The sequence below is a fragment of the Marinobacter sp. MIT930201 genome (assembly GCF_047122665.1).
Lineage (GTDB): Bacteria > Pseudomonadota > Gammaproteobacteria > Pseudomonadales > Oleiphilaceae > Marinobacter > Marinobacter salarius.
On the sequence record NZ_CP138916.1, the window covers coordinates 1,166,408 to 1,187,423 of the forward strand.

A 21,016-nucleotide genomic window follows, 5' to 3' on the forward strand; every position below is an offset into this window, starting at 1 on the left:
AATTTAGCGTTGCTATGATTTTGTCCGCGAGGCCGTTTCTGACGGCTTCCACTGAACCGCCACCCCATTGCTGTAGCGGGCATCCACCCGTCTGACTTCGTCTGAACGCGACGCCAGCCGTTCCTGATAAACCGTGACAAAGCGTTCAAAACGCGCCTCAACCTGATCCCTGCCCAGAACCACTTCGATGCCGTTGGCAAGGGTCAGCGTCCAGGCACCGCGCTGTTCAAGACTCAACCCGGCAAACCCGAGATTATGACCGGTGAGCGTATCCGACATGGTCCTTGCCATATCAATCACTTCCTTCACACGCTCATCCGGGCCAGCCAGCCGAGGCAGTCGCCCGGCCACTTCGGGGTTAGGCGGCGCAAACAGTTCTCCGTTGCGGCTCACCAGCCGGTTGCTGTTCCAGTACGCCAGTGGCTTTTTCTCACGAACGTCGATCTGCAGCCGGTCCGGCCATACGCGCTTGACCGCTGCAGACTCCACCCATGGGCGCTGCTCCAGGCTCTCCTTGATGTCAGAGAGATCGGTGGCAAAGAAACTCCGCCCTATCCACTTGCCCGCACTGCGCTCCAGCGCTGTACGGTTTTCACCCACCAGTTCGCCCTTCACGTCGATGGCCATGACCTGACGATCCATGGCGCTCAGCACCTCGCTGGTTCCCCAGGGAACCAATGCCGCCAGCAGGACAATACCCGCTCCCATGAGCGCCTGCCCCCAGGGCACGGCGGACAATACAGCTCTCAGCAAACCACACCGGTCCCGCTCAGGCCCAAGAGAGGTAGCTCCCCTGCGCTTCGGTGGGTCGGACGGTACCGCCCGGCTCCGGATCAGCAGCTTTTCAAGCATCGCCTGCCTCCAAGGTGTCCATGAGGATCCTCACCACCAGTTCCTCGAAACTGATACCGGCCGCCCTAGCCGACATGGGCACCAGACTGTGGTCAGTCATTCCAGGGACTGTGTTCACTTCCAGAATCCAGAACTCACCCTGGCGGTCCTGCATTATGTCTACCCGGCCCCAGGTTCGGCAGCCGAGCACCCTGAACGCATCCAATGCCAGATGCTGGAGCTTCAGCTCGCTGTCCGGGTCCAGCCCGCAGGGGATCTGGTAGCGGGTGTCGTCGGCCAGGTACTTGGCGTCGTAGTCATAGAAAACGTGGTCTGTACTCAAGCCAATGGCCGGCAGCGCCTGATCCTGCAGAAGGCTGACGGTAAATTCGGGGCCTTCAATCCATTCTTCGACGAGAACCAGAGGGTCCAGCGCGGCCGCCTGCGTATATGCTTCAACCAGCTCCTGTTCACTGTTCACCTTGCGAATGCCAATGCTGGAGCCTTCCCGCGAGGGTTTTACGCTCAGCGGCAACGACAGCGACTGTACTAGGCTGCCGGCTTCCTCCACGGACCCCATGGCACGGAATTTCGGAGTTGGCAGTCCGCAGCCTTCAAACACGTATTTGCTGCGCAGCTTGTCCATGGCCAGCGCAGAGGCCAGAACGTCACTTCCCGTAAAGGGAATACCAGCCTGGGACAGGATGGCCTGAATCGTGCCGTCTTCCCCGCCGCGCCCGTGCAGGGCAATGAAAACCCGATCAAACTCGGGCTCTTCGACGGTTTTCAGCAAACAACCGCGTACATCCACGGCATAGGCGTCAACTCCGGCGGATACCAGTGCCGACAGTACTGCCTGTCCGCTTTTCAGTGACACTTCACGCTCGGCGGAATCACCGCCCATAAAGACAGCCACCCGTCCCAGTGCCTTCAGCGTCTCCGGATCGGCCTGATAACCTTGTGAATCTACAGTCCTGGCCATCTCACTCATCCGCAATCACTCCTGCAGCTGCCAGTCGCGCAGCCACTCCGCCTATATCACCCGCGCCCTGTGTAATCAGCAGATCGCCGTCCTGTAACGTGTTGGCAAGCAGGGCTTCGATCTCTCCGTTTTCTTCCACAAAAAGCGGCTCCACGCTGCCTCGCTGCCGCAGGCTGCGACACAATGCACGACCATCCGCACCCGGTATCGCCGGCTCACCCGCTGAATACACGTCCATCAGTAACAGCCCGTCCACTTCCGAGAGTACCCTGACGAAATCCTCATAGAGATCCCGGGTACGGGTGTAGCGGTGAGGCTGATAAAGCATGACCAGCCTGCGATCCGGCCAGGCATCACGGGCCGCCCGGATAACGGCCTCCACTTCCGTGGGATGGTGCCCATAGTCATCAATCAAGGTGACAGTGCCTTTGCGGGTGTTGTAATCACCGTAGACCTGGAACCGGCGTCCAACCCCGGCAAAACCTGCAAGGCCCCGACAGATGGCGGCATCATCCACGCCCTCATCAGTGGCCACGGCAATAGCCGCCAGGGCATTCAGTACGTTGTGGCGACCGGGCATTTTCAGTTCAACGTCCAAATCACTACGGCCACCCGGGCGGCGAACGACAAACCGAGTCCGAAGGCCATCGGATTCAATGTTTTCCGCCCGGTAGTCGGCATCCGGATTATCGATGCCATAGGTAATGATGGCGCGGGAAATCCTGGGGATGATTTCCTGCACAAAGCCGTCATCCACACACATCACCGCAACGCCGTAAAACGGCAGGTTGTGGAGGAAATCCACGAATGTCTGTTTCAGGCGCCCAACGTCTCCGCCATAGGTGTCCATATGGTCGGCTTCAATGTTGGTCACCACCGAGATCACCGGCGTCAAGTGAAGGAATGAGGCATCGCTTTCATCGGCCTCAGCCACCAGATAGCGGGAGCCGCCAAGCTGCGCGTTGGTTCCGGCGCTATTGAGCTTGCCACCAATCACAAAGGTGGGATCCAGGCCAGCCTCTCCCAGAACCGATGCAATCAGACTGGTGGTGGTGGTTTTGCCGTGAGTGCCAGCCACGGCAATGCCATGGCGATAGCGCATGATCTCCGCCAGCATTTCTGCACGGGGCACGATCGGCACCCGTCGGCTGCGAGCCGCCGATACTTCCGGGTTATCACCCGTTACCGCAGACGACACCACAACCACGTCTGCACTGGCACTGTTCTCCTCACGATGCCCGATGAACACCTCAACGCCCATGCCGGACAGCCGGTCTGTCACGGCACTCTCACGAATGTCAGAGCCGGACACATCGTAGCCCTGGTTCTTCAGGACCTCGGCAATACCGCTCATGCCAGCACCGCCAATCCCCACAAAATGAATATTGCGGATACGGCGCATCTCGGGCACCTGATAGACCAGCGGGGGATTTGTGGATTCAGCCATTTGCGGCCTCCAAACAGTAATTCACGACTCTCTCCGTTGCATCGGGGCGAGCCAGCGTCTTTGCGGCCTTCGCCATGTCCAGAATCCGGCGGCGGTCCTTGCCGAGATCGGTCAGGGTTTCCGCCAGCAGATCGGCCGACAGCTTTGGCTGCGGGATCAGGATGGCGCCTTTCGCATTAACCATTTGCTGTGCGTTCCGGGTCTGGTGGTCGTCCACGGCATGGGGGAACGGCACCAGCACGGCGCCCACACCGGCAACACACAACTCAGAAACGGTGAGCGCACCAGACCGGCAGAGCACAATGTCGGCCCAGCCGTAGGCCTCTGCCATGTCTTTGATAAACGGCTCCACCGATGCATCCACGCCGTGGTCACGGTAGGCATCACCGGCTTCCTCGATATTTTTCTCGCCACACTGATGGCGCACCGTTGGCCGTTCAGCTTCCGGCAGCTGAGCCAGTGCCTCCGGCAACGTGCGATTGAACACCTGGGCACCAAGGCTGCCGCCCACCACCAGTAACCGCAGCGCACCCGCCCGGCCGGACATCCGCTGATCGGGTTCGGCGAGCTCGGCCAGGTCCTGCCTGACCGGGTTGCCGGTACAGCGGGTTACCACAGTCGTGCCGAAGCTCCCGGGAAAGGCCTCCAACACGGTATGAGCGAAGCGCACCAGAATGCGGTTGGTCATTCCGGCAATGGCATTCTGCTCGTGAATTACCAGCGGCACCCGATTCAGCCAGGCGGAGAGACCGCCAGGACCGGTCACAAAGCCACCCATGCCGATGACGCAATGTGGGCGGATGGTGCGAACGATCGTAAAGGCCTGGCCAAGAGCGCGCATCAGCCGGAACGGCGCCATCAACAAAGCCAGGCGACCCTTGCCCCTCAGCCCAGAGACCTGGATCAGCGACAGTGGTATGTCGGTTTCGCCGATCAGTCGCTCTTCCATACCACCACGAGAACCCAACCAGAAAACCTCATGCCCCTTGTCCTGCAGCTGTCTCGCCGTTGCCAGGGCAGGGAAAACATGGCCACCGGTGCCACCGGCCATCATCAGAAAGCGCCGTTTATCAGTCATAAACCGCACCTCCCCTGGCCGCTGGTTTACGGGTCTTTTCGCTGGCCAGTTTTTCGCGGTCCAGCCTCTCCATCTCCACCCGTGCCAGCACACCAATGCAGACAGCGGTAATCATCAGGCTGGAACCGCCATAGCTCACAAGCGGCAAGGTCAGGCCTTTGGTAGGCAGCAGGCCCGTACTGACCGCCATATTGATACCGGCCTGCAAGCCAATCAGCAAAGTAATGCCATAGGAGAAGCACGCGGCGAATGGCATGCCCGCTTTCTCGGCCCTTCTCGCAATCACAAATCCGGTCACCACCAATACGGTGAACAGGCCCAGGACCATCAGCGACCCCAACAACCCGAATTCTTCCGCAATGATCGCGAAGATAAAGTCGGTGTGGGCCTCCGGCAGATAGAACAGTTTCTGTACCGAATTCCCCAACCCGGTACCCGCCCAGTCGCCACGACCGAACGCAATCAGCGACTGGGTTAGCTGGTAGCCGGTATCAAACTGGTCTTTCCAGGGGTCGAGGTAACTCACAACCCGCTTCAACCGGTAGGGCTGGGTGAATACCAGCACGGAGCCCATCACCACCAACACGCCAATCAGCGGCATAAACCGGCTAAGCCGGACGCCACTCAGGAAAATCATGCCGGCTGATGCAGCAACCAGTACCACCGTGGCACCGAAGTCCGGCTCGATAACCAGCAGCACCGAGGCAATACCCAGCACGCCCAACGGCTTGAGGAACCCAGGCCAGGTGTTTAGCAACTCATCCCGACGACGCACGACGTAGCCGGCCAGATAGGCAATCAGGCAAAGCTTGGCAATTTCCGACACCTGAACATTGAACAGCCCGAACGAGATCCAGCGGGTGGAGCCATTCACCGTACGCCCGAGGGGCGTCAGCACCAGAAGCAGTGACAGCAAACCGACCCCGAGCAACAGCCACCCGCTGCGCTCCCACCAGGAGATCGGCACGTTGACGGCAATCAGCGCAAGTACGCAGCCGATGCCGGCAAAAATGAGCTGACGGATCACATAGTGGTAACTGTTACCCATGGTTTCCGCCGCCATGTCCATGGAGGCGGAAGAAATCATCACAATGCCCATGACCAGCAACGCAGCGGAACTGATGATCAGTAGGGGCAGCGGGCGCAGATCACGGAACAAACCGTGATGACTGGTGAGGGACAGGTCAGCGTGCATCACAGCCCCTCCACCTGTTGACGGAAACGATCGCCACGATCCCCGTAGTCGCGGAACATGTCGAAACTGGCGCAGGCAGGTGACAACAGCACCCGGTCACCCGGTTGGGCCAGCTTTTTTGCCGTATGGACAGCGCCTGCGATGTCAGCGGCGTTGACCGTCTCCACCCTATTACCCAAGGCGGTGGCGATGGTCTCAGCATCAGCGCCGATCAGTACAACCGCGCGACAATGAGTTGCCACGGGTTCAGCGAGCAATGAGAAATCAGCGCCCTTGCCTTCACCACCGGCAATCAGCACGATCTTTCCACCCGCTGGCACCAGGCTTTCAATGGCGGCGGCCGTCGCTCCCACATTGGTGCCCTTGGAGTCATTGATGTAGTCGACATCACTCACCCGCCGAACGAATTCGCACCGATGCGGAAGCCCCTTGAAACGCTTGGCAGTGTCCAGCATCACGTCCATCGGTAATCCGGCAGCTTGTCCAAGTGCCAGTGCCGCCATCACATTGCTGATATTGTGCTGGCCCATCAGGCCCAATTCCTCGGCCAACAGCAGATTGTCAAAGCCGAAGGTAATCCAGGTACCTTCATCGTCATCGCGGGTACTGAACGTATCCGGGTTAACACGGTGAAAACCGAAACACAGGAACCGGAGGTTGTCCCTGGCCATGGGCGTGCTGAGGGCATCGTCCAGATTGACCACGGCGTTCTGGCAGCCGTTGAAAATTCGTTGTTTGGCCTGGAAATAGGCCATCTTGTCAGGGTAGCGATCCATGTGATCATCGCTGACGTTCAGCACCGTGGCCGCCAGGGCATTCAGTTCCCGGGTGGTTTCGAGCTGGAAGCTCGATAACTCCAGGACATAGAGGTCGGCACCGCGACCAAGCAGCTCCAGCGCCGGAGTGCCGATATTGCCGCCGACTTCCACGCGGCGGCCAGCGGCCCTCGCCATCTCTCCGACCAGCGTGGTCACCGTGGTTTTACCATTGGACCCCGTAATGGCGATGATCGGCGCGTCCGCTACTTCCGAGAACAGGTCAATGTCACCGCGAATGACAGCCCCTTTATCGGCTGCCACCCGAATGGCCGGTTCGGCAACACTGATCCCGGGACTGACCACCAGTTCGTTAAAGCCGGCAAACAGGTCGGCATCGAACTCCCCCAGGTACACGGGCAGGTCCGGCCATTCAGCCCTGAGCTCATCCAGGCCGGGCGGCGACAGGCGGCTATCAGCCACGGCAACATCGCGGCCTTTTTCGCACAGATAGCGCACGCAGGAGAGCCCGGTTTTACCGAGCCCCACAACCAGCGTTCGACGATCTGAAACGATGACACCCATGGTGCTTTGCTTCCCTATCTCAGTTTCAGGCTGGCCAGGCCAACCAGTACCAACACGACGGTGACAACCCAGAAGCGCACGATAACGCGCGGCTCCGGCCAGCCCTTCAGTTCAAAATGATGATGCAGCGGCGCCATGCGGAATATCCGCCGGCCGGTAAGCCGGAAGGACGCCACCTGCAGAATCACGGAGACGGTTTCCATAACGAACACGCCGCCCATGATGAACAATACGATTTCCTGCCGTACGATCACGGCCACGACACCCAGCGCCGCGCCAAGCGCCAACGCTCCCACATCCCCCATGAACACCTGGGCCGGATAGGTGTTGAACCACAGAAATCCCAGGCCGGCACCCACGAGCGCGCCACAAAATACAATCAACTCACCGGTGCCCGGCAAATGAGGAATCAGCAAATAATCGGCGAACTGAGCATGGCCAGACACGTATGCGAAGATGCCCAGCGCCGCCGCCACCATCACCGTCGGCATAATGGCCAGCCCGTCCAGGCCATCGGTCAGGTTCACCGCGTTGCTGCTACCCACAATCACGAAATAGCTCAACAGGATGAACAGCACCGGCCCCAGGGTCAGCGATACGTTCTTGAAAAATGGCACGTAGAGCGACGTTTCCTGGGGCAGTGCGGAACTCATGAACAACACGACCGCCGCCGTCGCCCCGATCACTGACTGCCAGAAATATTTCCAGCGAGCAGGCAGTCCTCTCGGATTGCGCTCCACCACTTTGCGGTAGTCGTCCACCCAGCCAATCGCACCGAACAAAAGCGTGACCAGAATCGCCACCCAGACATACCGATTGCTCAGGTCCGCCCACAGCAATGAGCTGACCCCGACGGCTACCAGAATCAGCGCACCACCCATGGTCGGCGTGCCGGCTTTACTCAGATGCGTTTGTGGGCCGTCGTCACGAACCGCCTGCCCGATCTGGTACTGGCTGAGTTTGCGAATCATCACCGGGCCGATCAGCAGGGAAATCAAAAGGGCCGTCAACACCCCGAAGATCCCCCTGACGGTCAGGTACTGGAAAACCGTCAGCGCGGAAAAGTACTGTGAAAGAGCCTCTGTCAGCCAGAGCAGCATGCGTTACCCACCTTTTCTTGTATTCCCTCCACCACGCGATCCATGGCGGAACTGCGAGAACCCTTGACCAGTACCGTCTGTGACTCGGCAGGCCCCTCAAACAGACGACGCACGGCGTCGTCATGGCTCGCACACACCTCAGCGGCGTCTCCGAAACCCTCAACATATCCTTCACAGCCAGGACCCACAGCGATCAGCCTTTCGATGCCCCTCGCCCTGGCGAACTCACCAACCTCCCTGTGCAGAACTAAGCTGTCCTGCCCTAACTCAGCCATCGCCCCCAACACAGCCACACGGCCGGCCGGTCGCGCAGCCAACACATCCAAAGCGGCTTTCATGGAGGCAGGGTTGGCATTGTAGCTGTCGTCGATGACGGTCAGTTTCGGTGTCAGCGCCATCATTTGCAGGCGCCCCTTTACCGGCTTCAAAGCCGCCAGCCCCGTCTTTATCGCCTCATCGCCTGCACCCAACTCGCGTGCAGCGGCAATCGCCAACAATGCGTTGGTGATATTGTGCTCGCCCTGCAGGGAAAGGCGGATGTCACAGGACCAGCCGTCCGGCCCCTGTGCACGAAACTGCCGGACATCGCCATCGCTGCGGATATCTTCGGGGACGTAATCAGCCCCTTCACTTGCCCGGCCACTGACACCTGCGACCCGACGCTGGCCCGCCCGCTGACGCCATAGATCGAAGGCCGGGTCATCATTGTTCAGGACCACAAGACCGGATGCTGGCGCGCCATCAATGATTTCACCCTTTGCGCGCACCACGTTGTCATAACCGCCAAACCCTTCCAGATGCGCCTGCCCGGCGTTGGTGAGGATGACCACCTCCGGCCGAACAATATTGACGGTGTGGGCTATTTCCCCCAGGCCGCTGGCTCCGAGTTCTATCGCGCCCAACTGGTGTTCCGGTGACAACCTGAACAGCGTCAGGGGAACGCCAATGTGGTTATTGAGGTTGCCCTCGGTGGCGAGGGTATTACCCACCTGCGAAAGAATCGCGGCCACCATTTCGCGTACCGTGGTCTTACCACTGCTACCGGTGATCGCCACAAAGCGTGCGGTGCTGGCATTGCGATTGGCCAGGGCCAGTTGTGCCAATGCGTCTACCGTGTCCGAAACCCGGATCTGCGGAAGCCCCAGGCTCGGGTCTGCCTTGTCTACAACAGCAGCCACGGCTCCAGCCTTCTCGGCCACAGCCAGATAATCGTGCCCGTCGAAGTTCTCACCCCGAAGCGCCACGAACACGTCTCCGCTGGCGATTCGACGCGTGTCGGTCGAGACACCGTCAAACTTCAAGCCTTCCAGATTGCCCACTGCCACAGTACCGCCAAGCCAGTTGACGGCATCGGCCAGCGCGAATGACTGCATCATGCGACACCTCCATTCAGCGACAGCGCATGTCGCACCTGCTCAGCGTCGCTGAACGGAAATCTCTGGCCTGCCACTTCCTGCCATGCTTCGTGGCCCTTTCCGGCAATCAGTACAATGTCTCCTGCCACAGCAGAATGAATGGCCTGGCGAATCGCCTCAGCACGATCATGGATAACCGCGACCTGGTCAGGATTCTCAAACCCAGCGACGATGTCGGAAGTAATGGCTTCCGGGTCTTCACTGCGCGGATTGTCGTCCGTCACGATCACGACATCGGCCCCTTTTTCCGCTTCCCGGGCCATCTCTGGCCGCTTACCGGTGTCGCGGTCGCCGCCACAGCCGAATACACAGAAAAGCCGCCCGGCAACATGCGGGCGCAAGGCGGCAAGGGCACTGTTCAGGGCGTCCGGGGTATGGGCGTAATCCACGACAACACGCACATCGTTACCGCCCGCGAAGGGCTCCAGCCGTCCCGGTGGGGGCGACAACCGCTCAACCGCTTGCTGAACCCGCTCTACCGGCACACCCAGGCTGAGCACGGCTGCCATGGCCGCCAGAATATTGCTGACGTTAAAGCTTCCCAGTACCCGGGCGGACACATTAAACCGGCCCCAAAGCCCGTCTACGCTGGCGCTGAAACCGTCAATGGACGGTACGAATTCCGTCAGCCAGAGCTCGGTCTGGGCTTCGTGCAAGCTGTAACGGACACGGTCACATTTGCCATCAAGCTTCTCATAGAGCTGCCTTCCAAACGGATCATCGAAGTTGATGACCGCGAAATGCAGCTCTTCGCGATGAAAAAGACGGGCCTTCGCCGCTCCGTATGCATCCATGGAACCGTGGTAGTCCAGGTGGTCCCGGGTAAGATTGGTAAACACCGCGCCAGTCATGGTCAGGTTGTCGACCCGCCCCTGTTCGAGTGCGTGTGAAGAGACTTCCATCGCCGCCGCGCGTCCACCCTGGGCGATGATTTTCGACAGTACGCGGTTTACCTGCACGACCTCCGGCGTGGTGTGTGTACCTTCCTGCAGCGCACCGGGCATACCATAGCCGAGGGTGCCGATAACGCCGCATGGTGTGCCGGTTTCCTGTAGCAATGTCGCTATGTAATGGCTTACCGACGTTTTGCCATTCGTTCCGGTCACGCCGATCAGGCGCAATCGTTGGGAGGGATGCTCGAAAAATCGATCCGCGAGCTTCCCGAGGTGAGCGCGCAACATCGTCACCGGAACAATAAGAACACCTTCATGCTCGTAGCATTCACCCGGCTGCGCTGACTCCAACAGGATTACGGTGGCACCCGCACCGATCGCCTGTTCGATGTAGTGGTCGGCGGGCGTTCGGGCACCGGCCAGGGCAACGAACGCGTCGCCCGACCTGACGTCACGGCTGTCGGTCTTCAGGCCGTGGATTGTGACATCAAACACCGACGGTACCGGTGCGATTCCCTGCAACAATGTGCTGAGTGATGTAATACACATAACCCTAACCCCGCTCCCCGGATGCCAGACGCGGCGCCTTTGCGTCGCCCAGCTCCAGTTCCGGCTTTACGTTCAGCAGCCGCAATGCATCTCCCATCACCCGGGCGAATACGGGTGCAGCCACTTCGCCACCGTAGTATTCGCCGGACTGGGGTGCATCGACAGCCACGACGGTGACAATCCGCGGATTGTCGATGGGAGCCATACCGGCAAATATCGCCTTGTACTGGCTATCCTCATACCCATTCTTACCCACCAGGTGTACCGTGCCGGTTTTACCACCGGCGGAATAGAATCCCGGTTGAGCGCGCTTTCCGGTACCGTTCTCGACCACCTCTCGCAACATTTCCCTTATCTGGAATGAGACTTCTTCGGAAAGAACCCGTTCCCCAACGGGTTTTTCATCGGCCTTCAACAGACTCAACGGGTAGCGAATTCCGCCATTGGCCAAAACCATGTATGCCTGCGCCAGCTGAAGCGCATTGACGCTCATGCCATACCCATAAGACAGGGTTGCCTCTTCGACGGGGCGCCACTTTGGTGGTGCCGGCAACACGCCAACAGCCTCACCGGGGAACCCGATACCGGTAGGCTGGCCCAGCCCCAGACGGGCATAAAGATCGCGGATAGTGTCACCACCCAACTCGGTGGCGATCTTGCTGATGCCGACGTTGCTGGATTTCGCAATCACGTCAGTCAGGTTGATGACCCCATAGTTCCGGTGATCACGAATCGTGAAACGGCCAAAGCGCCGGTACCCCGGCGCTGTGTCTATGGTGCTGGAAGCCTTGAACTTCCCCGATTCCAGTGCTGCAGCCATGGAAACAGGCTTCATCGTGGACCCCGGCTCAAACAGATCGGTAATGGCCTTGTTGCGTAAACGGTCGGGGCTCAGCTGGCTGCGGTCGTTGGGGTTGTAGGAGCCCTGATTCACCATGGCCAATACCTCGCCGGTGTCCACGTCCAGCATCACCAGAGTGCCTCCCCTGGCGTCGTGCGCGCCGACAACGGCTTTCAGCTCCCGATAAGCCAGATACTGGAGCCGCAAATCAATGCTGAGTTCGAGGTTGCGACCAGGCTTCGCGTCGCGGATCAACGTCAGATCCTTGATCACACGGCCACGGTTGTCCTTGAGAACCCGCTTGCGACCACTTTCACCACTCAGCCACTGGTTGTAGGCCAGCTCGATACCTTCCTGACCGCTTTCATCGATATTCGTAAACCCGACCACATGAGCCGTCACCTCTCCAGCGGGATAGTAACGACGGTACTCCTGGCGGCTGTACACACCCGGAATACCCATTGCCAGCACCTGCCGAGCAATTTCTGGCTGAAGCTTACGGCGCAGGTAAATAAACTCGCGGCCCGAATACTTACGCAGCCGCTCGCGCAGCCTGGCCTCCTGAAGGCCCAACAGGCGCGCGACATTGGTCAGTCGCGGCTCATCCGCGTCGATCTCGGACGGATTCGCCCAGATGGTCTGGACTGGAGTGCTCACCGCCAGTGATTCGCCGTGCCGGTCCGTCACTACACCACGATGGGCATCGATGCTCTCCACCCGAATGGTGCGCACATCGCCCTGCTTACGCAGGAACTCGTTGTCCACCACATGCAGATCCACCAACCGCCAGGCAAGGGCACCGACAACCAACAGAAAAACGCCCAACACGGTGCCGTACCGCCAGGCCCCAAGCCCGGCAGCCAGTCGCTGGCCCCATGTTGCTGTTTTTCCCTGGTCCGACACTGTCTTCACCTTACGGTTTGTTGTTTTCGCTTAACGCGACCCGACGAGCGGCGCCATCAACGGCACCAGAACGATATCCTGTTTGCCTGGCACGACCATTCCGAAACGCTCGGAGGCCAGTTGCTCTACCCGTCCGTGGGCACTCAAAGCACTCTGCTCCAGCAACAACTGACTCCACTCACGCTGGTAGTTGTCACGCTGTTCCTGCAGCTGAGATAAGGAGTTGAACAATTCACGGTTCTCGTGGGCACTGACAACAACGCCCAGCGAGGACACAATCAACAGCATCACCAAACCCACGGTGATCAACACGCGCTTCTGCTGAAGTGCGGTAAAGACCTGGTTCGACAACCTGACCGCAGTGGCAACGCCGTCCCTGACACGCTTCCTGTTCAGTCGCGCTGTTTTTGTTGGCTGTTCAATCGCTACCGCGCCCATGATTACGCGCTCCCTAACTTGTGTTGTTCCGGTATCCGTTCAAGTACACGCATAACCGCGCTCCTCGCCCGCACGTTGTCGCTCACTTCTTCTGTATCCGCCTTGTTCGCCTTGCCGATCAACCGAAACGCCGATGCTTCCTGCTCCGCCGTCACCGGCACGCCTTTTGGCAATCTCGGCCCGCGCGCCAAGTCCCGCATAAAGCGTTTGACCAGCCGGTCCTCCAACGAATGGAAGCTGATAACCACCAGCCTTCCACCGGGCATCAGCTTTTCAACAGCGGCATTGAGCCCAAGCTCCAGATCTTCCAGTTCCCGGTTGATAAAAATCCGGATTGCCTGGAACGTCCGGGTGGCCGGGTGCTTGTGCTTTTCTTTTTTCGGCACCGCCTCACTGACCAACGACGCCAGTTGACGCGTGGTTTCCAGCGGCGCCTCCTTACGCCGCTCCACAACAAGACGAGCGATACGGCGGGAGAATTTCTCCTCGCCGTATCGCCAGATCACGTTCGCGATGTCTTTTTCGTCCGCCTCGGCCAACCATTGCGCCGCACTTGGCGCCTGCCCGGGGTCCATTCTCATATCCAGTGGCCCATCGCGCATAAAGCTGAACCCCCTGGCGGCATCGTCCAGCTGCGGGGATGAAACACCAAGATCCAGCAAAACACCATTAACCTTCATCCACCCCTGGGCTTCAGCGGCAGCGCCCAGTTCCGCAAACGAGCCGTGAAATGGCTGAAACCGAGCATCGCTCGCCGACAGGTCTCGGGCCACCTGAATTGCGTCCGGATCCTTGTCGATACCCAACACCTTTCCGCCCTGCCCGAGCCGCCCCAGAATCAGCCGGCTGTGACCTCCGCGACCAAAGGTGCCATCGATATAAACGCCATCCGGATCGTTGACCAGCAAGTCCACCGCCGAGTCCAGGAGCACGGAACGGTGCCGGTACTGACCGGCAGGCTCCTGCCCGCGGCCGGCTGTCATAGCGACAACGCCTCCATTTCCGGCGGCATCTCGTCTTCATCCGATGACTCGTCAAGCCAAGCGAACCAACGCTCTTCGCTCCAAAGTTCCAACTTCTTGCCCTGACCAATCAGCATTAATTTCTTCTCCAGGCGCGCATAACTGCGCAACGTGGGCGGCACCAGAATGCGCCCCGCCGAGTCCAGCTCCAAAGGCGTGGCATGGCCCAGCAGCAGTCGCTGCAGCCTGCGGGCAGCTTTATTCATATTGGGAAGTGCTTCAATTTGTGGCCTTAATGCCTCCCACTGCGGTTCCGGATACATCAGCAAACAGCGCTCTTCATCGGCATTGGCCGTCAATACAATGCGACCACTGCAGGCATGCGCGAGCTCTTCGCGCACCCTGGCGGGGATCGCCAAGCGACCCTTCGCATCCATATTGATGGCATGACTGCCAAGAAAATTGCTCATTAGCACCAATTCCGGGGTTCAGAAACCACAAATAACCACTAGAAACCACTTTTTCCCACTTGTGCACACTATAGAAACACGCAATACACAATGCAAGCGCCGCGAACAGCGCCACACCCGGAAAAGTTCCTTTCACGACAAGAGGTTACAGAACAAGACTGGTCAAAAGCTGGAGATTACGGAAAAGAAAAACCTAAAAATCAATCACCTGCAGTCAGTTCTGAAGATGGCAAGTGAACTCTAAGATTTTTTGGCTATAAAAGCTTGCTGGTGAGAATGACAAATGTCACATCAAGCGGAGAAATAAAAATGAGCTCGCCGGTAAGCCGGGTTCTGTCTGGGACAGTCATTCATCTAGGGCCTGCGTCACCGCATGCCTCAAGCGACCTACCCGAATCCAGCGCGGGCCGCGCCATAGGATTCCTATTTGGTCTTGCTCCAGGTGGGGTTTACCATCGCCGTGAACTGTTGCCAGTCACGCGGTGCGCTCTTACCGCACCGTTTCACCCTTACCGGTGCCCGCGAACATGTCACGGCCACTTAGGCGGTATACTTTCTGTTGCACTTTCCGTCGGCTCGCGCCGCCCAGGCGTTACCTGGCACCTTGCCCTGTGGAGCCCGGACTTTCCTCCCCCGGTAAAACCGGCGGCGACTGTCTGGCGAGCTCGGGCGAGACCATACTCCAGCCTGCAGCGGCAGGCAAGAAAAACCGCGAACCAGTGACTTCCTGAGATCAGGCCTTCAGAGACAACGCTCGCTGATACAGCTCATTCTTGGAGATTCCGGTTAACTCCGATGCCAGCTTCGCCGCCTTTTTGACCGGCAACTCTGTCAGCAGCAACGCCAACACCCGGTCCGCCTCTGCCGCCCCCACCGACAACTCCTCTGCGCTCGCGCCACGCACCATCACCACGAATTCGCCACGACTGCCATGGGGGTCCGCCTCCAGAGTTTGCCTGACATGGGCCGCCGCCCCTGCATAGAAAGTCTCGAACGTTTTGGTCAGCTCCCGGGCCAGCACGAGCTCTCGCTCTGCTCCCATCACCTCCGCAATATCACCCACCGTATCGACAATACGGTGGGGCGACTCGTAAAACACCAATGTGGCGGATTCCCTCGCAAGGCGGTCCAGGGCAGCCTTGCGCGCTCCGGACTTGGAGGGCAGAAAACCCTCGAACAAAAACCGATCCGTCGGCAGCCCTGCCGCGCTCAGCGCCGAAATGAGCGCACAGGCACCAGGCACCGGAGTAACCCGATAACCCCGAGCCCGAGCCTCCCTTACCAGCACAAAGCCCGGATCAGAGATCAACGGCGTCCCCGCATCGGAAATCAGAGCCACATCCTGGCAAGCCGCAAGTTTATCCAGAACCTGGCCAGCCCTGTCCCTCTCATTGTGTTCGTGCAAGGCCATCATTGGCTTGCTGATACCCAGGTGCTGCAATAGCCGGCCACTATGCCGTGTATCCTCGGCGGCAATCACCGCCACCCGCGACAAAACTGCCGCGGCCCTGGGAGACAGATCGTCCAGGTTGCCAATTGGTGTGGCAACGATATACAGGGTGCCAGCCTGTTCCGGCAGCTCGCTTTCTGAGTTCACACATCCCTCTCTTTGCCCCCTGCGCATGACACCAACGTCATGTGAATTCACGCGGGAGCTGTTAAACTTGCGGCCTGATAAATCAAACCATTAATGGGAAGCCCGGCGGGCACCAGGGCTCCCGGCATGATGCCGCCGATTACCCGGCGCCACAAGCGTAATAACCCGGAGTATTGTGAGCCAGCCATGACCAAATACCGCCAGAACCTGAAAACCATCACCATTCTCCTGGCCACGACGGTGCTGTTTGCGGGTTGCGCAAGCGTGAACCTGGAATCGTACATTGCCAAAACCGCCGGAGAAGCTCTTGAAGTCGCTGCCAGCGAAACCGACCGACAAAGCGCACAGGCTTACCTGTTGAGAGCAGCGGACAGGTTCCAGGGTCAAAACGAACACCGGGCCGCCAGGAAGCTGCTTCAAAGCAAGCAATTCTCGCCGACCACTGAGGCCACAGAAAACCAACGGCTTCTGCTAGCCATGGCCAGCGCCACTGCGCTTGAGGATGGCGATTGGGCGAAAAGCATTGTATCTGGCATAGAGCCAGATCATTTCCTTAATTATGAAAGAAACCTGATTAACCGCGCCGCAAGACTGCAAGAGCAAACCTATCGGCTTGCCGGAGACAACCTTGCGGCGGCCATTACCCTGATCTTGCTGTCCGGAGCGGACACAGACGCCAATACGCAATCTATCCATGACGACATCTGGAAGAACCTGAAACAGACCTCAGACACCCAGCTCGCCGACAGAAAAGGCCGAGCGATTGGCTACGAAGCCCAGGGCTGGCTTGAACTGGCAGGCATTCTCCGGCAGCCGGGCATCAATCTGGACGAACAGGGAAGAATGATCCGCAACTGGCAGAACAACTGGCCCGACCACCCCGCCGCCGGGGCCTTACCGGCTGAACTGCAACTGATTGCAAGCCTTGCAGAGAGCCAGCCCGAAAGAATCACCCTGGCATTGCCGCTCAGCGGCCCACTGTCGAGTGCGGGCGCTGCCATCCGCGATGGTTTTTTCGCCGCCTACTACGAGGACGACTCAGCAGAGCGCGGAAAAATCAGCATTCGAGTCGTCGACACCTCGGATCAGAACTTTCGTTCGCTTTATGACGAACTGACCAAAGAGGAACAGGACCTGATTGTCGGCCCCCTGGAAAAAGAGTCCCTGGCAGCACTCGGCGACATGTCGACTCTGCCCGTGCCGGTTCTTGGCCTGAACTATCTGCCACGGGAGGTTACAGCTCCTGATGGACTCTACCAGTTCGGGCTGTCAGCAGAAGACGAAGCCAGACAGATTGCCAACCGTCTTGATGCAGAGGGTATCGATCAGATTCTTGTGCTGATCCCAACGGGGAATTGGGGGGACCGACTGGAAACTGCCCTGCTGGACCAGCTGGCAGAGAATGGAGGCATCGCCCTGGATATTGAGCGCTATTTCCGCGAGGACAATCTCCGTGCCGTCACTGCCGACCTGCTTGGCATCACAGTATCCCGCGATCGGGCCATAGACGTTGAACGCACTGCCGGCATTGACGTTGAATTCGAGCCCCGGCGGCGCCAGGATGCCGACGGCATCGTTATGGTGGCGGAGCCAACCGTCGCACGGCAGTTCAAACCATTATTCGCCTTCTATTTTGGCGGCGACCTGCCCGTTTACTCACCCTCCATGGTCTACGAAGGTAATCCGGACCCATCGAGGGACCGGGACCTGAACGGCGTCACCTTTACCGACACGCCTTGGGTTCTTGAAAAGAAAAACCGCTTTCGCGACATCGTCAAGGAAGCCATGCCTGATGTCCGAGGCCAGCTTGGCCGCCTGTTCGCCATGGGGGCGGATGCCTGGAATCTGAGCAAACGACTGCCATTACTGAGGCAGGTCGATGGCGCCACGATAGACGGCCAGACCGGGGTACTGACCATGACGCCACAAGGCAGCATTCACCGGGAACAGCTCTGGGCTCGATTCAGCGAAGGAACTCCAGAACAACTGCCACCACTGGAACCTGAAGAAACAGAATCGGACGCCCCCACTATGGAAGGCGCCTCCAATCCAAATTAACAACCAGGACACCTTATGCCATGGATGGCAGCACAGGAACTCGAAAAGCCACCGGGAACCATGCCGAGGGCGTTGCCGCGCGCTACCTTCAAACGCGAGGCGTCACTATTCTGGCACGCAATGTGTTCAGTCGCGGGGGCGAAATTGACCTCATCGGCCGGGACAGTGATGCACTGGTTTTCTTCGAAGTGCGATACCGCGGAAGCGGTAGCCTGACCGGTGCAGCCGAATCCATCACTCCCACGAAGCAAAAGCGCCTTATCCGCGCCGCTTCGTTTTACCTCCACAGGCATGGGCTGTGGAATGCGAACGCAAGAATTGACGTAATCGCAATCGCACCGGGCGATCGCAAAAAATACCGGATACAATGGATAAAAAACGCCATTCAGGTCTGACTATGACGGATACCGAACAACAGATAAACCAGTGGTTTGCCAACCACATGGAACACACGGCCCACGCCGCCAGCCTGACGGCACCGGCCATTGAGAGCGCCGCAGACGCACTGGTTAACACGCTACTGAATGATGGCAAGATCATTACCTGCGCCAACGGCAATGCCAACGTACTCACACAGTACTTCTGCACTGCGCTGCTCAACCGCTTTGAGCACGACCGACCGGCACTGCCCGCCATCAACCTGGGAGCGGATGCGACAACCTATTCCGCAATCTGTCGCGACAATCGCTTCAATGACACCTTCTCAAGACAGGTTCGCGCTATTGGCAAAGCCAACGATCTGCTCCTGGTTATTGTGGACGACGGCCACAAGGCCAACCTGATCCAGGCCATACAGGCCGCGCACGACAGAGAAATGAATGTGGTAGTACTGAGTGCCAAGGAGAAAACCGACATCACCTCCCTGCTTCACCCGGAGGACCACGAAATCGCCCTGGATAACCTTTCCCCGACGGCTGCAACGCCTATCCTGTTAGTGATTATCAACGCCTTGTGCGGACTGATCGACGAAAAACTGTTCGGCGGATAATCGAGTAGGAGGGGGAGTTATCTCCCCCGTCCTCTCACACCACCGGGCATACGGTTCCGTACCACGGCGGTTCATGGTCGGCTCTGAAGCCGAGTCATCGTATCCAGCAAGCTTACCAGAGACAGACGGTCGAATACCCTCTTAGGCAGGGCCGCGTTCATATGAGACGCACCGCTGTTCCACCAGGGTCCACGACCATTGGTCGCGCTCCTCCAAGCCCTTATCTCAGTCAAGCCTAGCCGTACCAGGTTGCGGGCCCGCGTGCGGGTCCGCTTCCACTGCTGCCACAGGATCAGGCGAAGCCGCCGTCTTATCCAGCCATCCAGGGCTTCGACCGAACGCTTCGAGGCGGTCAGGCGATAGTAATTTGCCCAGCCTCTCAGCACCGGGTTCAGGTTCCGGATGGTGGTCGTCAACGACTGTCCCCGTGACCGTTTCAGCAGGGGGCGAAGCTTGGCCATGAAGGCCTTCAGGCTTTTGGGCGCGACTCTCAACCGGACCTGACGTTTATGCCAGCTCACGCTGTAACCCAGAAAGCTCCGGCGCCAGGGGCGATCCACGGCACTCTTCGCCGTATTCACCGTCAGGCGCAGGTGCGTTTCCAGGTAGTGGGTAATGCTGGTCATGGTCCGTTCACCGGCTCGTCGGCTGCGAACGTAGAGGTTGCAATCATCCGCATAACGACAGAACCGGTGCCCCCGGCGTTCCAACTCCCGATCCAGTTCGGTCAGAAGCACATTGGACAGCAGAGGAGATAAGGGACCGCCTTGTGGCGTCCCTTCCCCCCTCGGGCTGACCAGCCCGCCTGACAGCATGCCTGCTCGCAGGTAACGCCGGATCAGGGTGAGTATCCGCCGGTCAGTGATGTGACGAGCCAGCAGGCTCATCAGCACATCGTGATTGACCCGGTCGAAGAACTGGGCCAGATCCAGATCGACCACCCAGCGGTGGCCGTCGTTGATATGCCGTTGCATCGCCTTGACCGCCTGATGGGCACTTCGACCAGGACGGAACCCGTAGCTGTGATCCGAGAAGGTCGGCTCCAGCATCGGGCTCAGTGTTTGGTGAAGTGCTTGCTGGATCAGGCGATCCTGCACCGTCGGAATACCCAGTATCCGTTCCCCGCCTTGCGGCTTGGGGATGCTGACCCGGCGTACCGGTTGAGGATGGTAGTCTCCGGCCAACAGCCGCTCGCGCAGTGTTGGCCAATGCTGTTGCAGGTGGCCCTTCAGGGCTGTTACCGGCATCTGATCGACGCCAGCCGCCCCTTTGTTGGACACCACCCGCTGATACGCACGCATCAGGTTCGGGCGCTCAAGCACCTGCTCCATCAGCGCGTTCGGCTCCGCGTTCGTCCACGGGTGAGCCCCCGCGCCTGCCTCGACACGGGCCTCAGTACCTGCCGGGTTCCGCCCAACCCCTTCCTGAATGCCCTGACCCATCCGGGTCGCTTCTGTCTTCATAAGCACATCACGAGAACTCACCGTCTACTAACGGCCAACCATGTTCGGTCCTTCAGTACGCGGTAACGCACCTACTATGACCTCGGCTGAGTTCTGGCTCCCCATCCCCACCTCTCGCGAAGTGAGTAGCACAGCGGCAGAGAACCAGACTTCCCAGGGTAAGACGCGTGACCTTCACACTTATGCCCGCCGCATTTACGTCCACACCTTCCGTGCAAGTACAGGGCTTTGACGATAGTTGACGCCTTACCCGGTGTGACCGCCTCATATGCGATTTCTGTTCGTCAGGCCAGTGCTTTGCCTGCGGCTTCCTTCAGATTCCATCTCACGATGGACACCCTTGCCGTCCGGCTAGTGGTTCCCCTTGCCGGGTCCACAGGGGACTTGCACCCCCAAGTCATCCGGCCAGCACCACCTGAACCGGAACAGCGCCCGTCAAGGCGCTACGCGCCATGCCTGGCGCACA

Annotated in this window: 18 protein-coding genes and 1 other RNA gene; 3 read left to right on the forward strand and 16 right to left on the reverse strand. The window is 59.2% G+C overall.

The genetic code is table 11. The features are described 5' to 3' along the window. Positions 1–12: 12 nt before the first annotated feature. The 15 genes from SIC19_RS05455 to rsmI form a co-directional block, all read right to left on the reverse strand. Positions 13–852, reverse strand: coding sequence for a cell division protein FtsQ/DivIB (locus SIC19_RS05455; protein WP_075194900.1), 840 nt, complete (start codon positions 850–852; stop codon positions 13–15). Then, a complete protein-coding gene (locus tag SIC19_RS05460) occupies positions 845–1,822 on the reverse strand; it encodes a D-alanine--D-alanine ligase (protein WP_075194899.1) in 978 nt (325 codons plus the stop codon). Before SIC19_RS05460 ends, SIC19_RS05455 begins: the two co-directional genes overlap by 8 nt. Continuing rightward, positions 1,815–3,260, reverse strand: a complete 1,446-nt coding sequence (gene murC / locus SIC19_RS05465) for a UDP-N-acetylmuramate--L-alanine ligase (RefSeq protein ID WP_075194898.1) — start codon at positions 3,258–3,260, stop codon at positions 1,815–1,817. Before murC ends, SIC19_RS05460 begins: the two co-directional genes overlap by 8 nt. Next, entirely contained in the window at positions 3,253–4,338 is a 1,086-nt protein-coding gene (murG, locus tag SIC19_RS05470) for an undecaprenyldiphospho-muramoylpentapeptide beta-N-acetylglucosaminyltransferase (protein WP_075194897.1), read from the reverse strand. Before murG ends, murC begins: the two co-directional genes overlap by 8 nt. Then, positions 4,331–5,533, reverse strand: a complete 1,203-nt coding sequence (gene ftsW, locus SIC19_RS05475; RefSeq protein ID WP_036203744.1) for a putative lipid II flippase FtsW — start codon at positions 5,531–5,533, stop codon at positions 4,331–4,333. The genes murG and ftsW overlap by 8 nt, the downstream gene beginning before the upstream one ends. Beyond that, positions 5,533–6,873, reverse strand: a complete 1,341-nt coding sequence (gene murD, locus SIC19_RS05480; RefSeq protein WP_075194896.1) for a UDP-N-acetylmuramoyl-L-alanine--D-glutamate ligase — start codon at positions 6,871–6,873, stop codon at positions 5,533–5,535. The genes ftsW and murD overlap by 1 nt, the downstream gene beginning before the upstream one ends. 14 nt (positions 6,874–6,887) lie before the next feature. Next, complete coding sequence (gene mraY / locus SIC19_RS05485) at positions 6,888–7,973, reverse strand: phospho-N-acetylmuramoyl-pentapeptide-transferase (protein WP_007154581.1); 1,086 nt, start codon at positions 7,971–7,973, stop codon at positions 6,888–6,890. Further along, the gene (locus SIC19_RS05490; RefSeq protein ID WP_075194895.1) at positions 7,958–9,349 is read right to left on the reverse strand and encodes a UDP-N-acetylmuramoyl-tripeptide--D-alanyl-D-alanine ligase; all 1,392 of its coding nucleotides are present in this window, start codon (positions 9,347–9,349) and stop codon (positions 7,958–7,960) included. Before SIC19_RS05490 ends, mraY begins: the two co-directional genes overlap by 16 nt. Continuing rightward, positions 9,346–10,830, reverse strand: coding sequence for a UDP-N-acetylmuramoyl-L-alanyl-D-glutamate--2,6-diaminopimelate ligase (locus SIC19_RS05495; protein ID WP_075194894.1), 1,485 nt, complete (start codon positions 10,828–10,830; stop codon positions 9,346–9,348). Before SIC19_RS05495 ends, SIC19_RS05490 begins: the two co-directional genes overlap by 4 nt. Positions 10,831–10,834: 4 nt before the next feature. After that, a complete protein-coding gene (locus SIC19_RS05500) occupies positions 10,835–12,574 on the reverse strand; it encodes a peptidoglycan D,D-transpeptidase FtsI family protein (RefSeq protein ID WP_075194893.1) in 1,740 nt (579 codons plus the stop codon). Between the two features lie 30 nt (positions 12,575–12,604). Next, positions 12,605–13,012: a cell division protein FtsL gene (gene ftsL, locus SIC19_RS05505; RefSeq protein ID WP_007154585.1), complete on the reverse strand. Its 408-nt coding sequence runs from the start codon at positions 13,010–13,012 to the stop codon at positions 12,605–12,607. 2 nt (positions 13,013–13,014) lie between these two features. Next, positions 13,015–13,995 (reverse strand): 16S rRNA (cytosine(1402)-N(4))-methyltransferase RsmH, encoded by a 981-nt coding sequence (gene rsmH, locus SIC19_RS05510; RefSeq protein ID WP_036203728.1) that lies wholly within the window; start codon positions 13,993–13,995, stop codon positions 13,015–13,017. Further along, positions 13,992–14,444, reverse strand: coding sequence for a division/cell wall cluster transcriptional repressor MraZ (gene mraZ / locus SIC19_RS05515; protein WP_007154587.1), 453 nt, complete (start codon positions 14,442–14,444; stop codon positions 13,992–13,994). The genes rsmH and mraZ overlap by 4 nt, the downstream gene beginning before the upstream one ends. Before the next feature lie 306 nt (positions 14,445–14,750). Further along, an RNA gene (gene rnpB, locus SIC19_RS05520) (RNase P RNA component class A) lies at positions 14,751–15,112 on the reverse strand. A 65-nt stretch (positions 15,113–15,177) separates the two neighbouring features. After that, entirely contained in the window at positions 15,178–16,041 is an 864-nt protein-coding gene (gene rsmI, locus SIC19_RS05525) for a 16S rRNA (cytidine(1402)-2'-O)-methyltransferase (protein WP_228210412.1), read from the reverse strand. 126 nt (positions 16,042–16,167) lie between these two features. Here rsmI and SIC19_RS05530 point away from each other — a divergent pair, with 126 nt between their 5' ends. The 3 genes from SIC19_RS05530 to SIC19_RS05540 are packed head-to-tail and all read left to right on the forward strand — an operon-like array spanning position 16,168 to position 19,087. Further along, the gene (locus tag SIC19_RS05530) at positions 16,168–18,099 is read left to right on the forward strand and encodes a penicillin-binding protein activator (protein ID WP_228210410.1); all 1,932 of its coding nucleotides are present in this window, start codon (positions 16,168–16,170) and stop codon (positions 18,097–18,099) included. A 20-nt stretch (positions 18,100–18,119) separates the two neighbouring features. Next, positions 18,120–18,494, forward strand: coding sequence for a YraN family protein (locus SIC19_RS05535; protein WP_036203722.1), 375 nt, complete (start codon positions 18,120–18,122; stop codon positions 18,492–18,494). 2 nt (positions 18,495–18,496) lie between these two features. Further along, a complete protein-coding gene (locus tag SIC19_RS05540) occupies positions 18,497–19,087 on the forward strand; it encodes an SIS domain-containing protein (RefSeq protein ID WP_036203719.1) in 591 nt (196 codons plus the stop codon). 71 nt (positions 19,088–19,158) lie between these two features. On the opposite strand, the gene ltrA is transcribed toward SIC19_RS05540, so the two are convergent. Then, positions 19,159–20,550: a group II intron reverse transcriptase/maturase gene (gene ltrA, locus SIC19_RS05545; protein WP_412535514.1), complete on the reverse strand. Its 1,392-nt coding sequence runs from the start codon at positions 20,548–20,550 to the stop codon at positions 19,159–19,161. Positions 20,551–21,016 lie beyond the last annotated feature (466 nt).